Origin of the sequence: Sporosarcina sp. JAI121 (genome assembly GCF_013408665.1) — a bacterium.
Taxonomy (GTDB): Bacteria; Bacillota; Bacilli; order Bacillales_A; family Planococcaceae; genus Sporosarcina.
The window spans coordinates 460,795-461,013 of sequence record NZ_JACCCL010000001.1; positions in this window are offsets into that span (position 1 = coordinate 460,795).

Sequence of the window (219 nt, forward strand, 5' to 3'; positions counted from 1 at the left end):
ACAACTGTCCAACCAACTTCGGATAGTCTGCAACCAATCCTGAAAAGTGTCCAACAAACGGGAGAGTCTCCAACGAAACCATGGAAGCGTCCAACAAAATCTAACAACTGTCCAACCAACTTCGGATAGTCTGCAACCAATCCTGGAAAGTGTCCAACAAACGGGAGAGTCTCCAACGAAACCATGGAAGCGTCCAACAAAATGCAGCAAGTGTCCAAA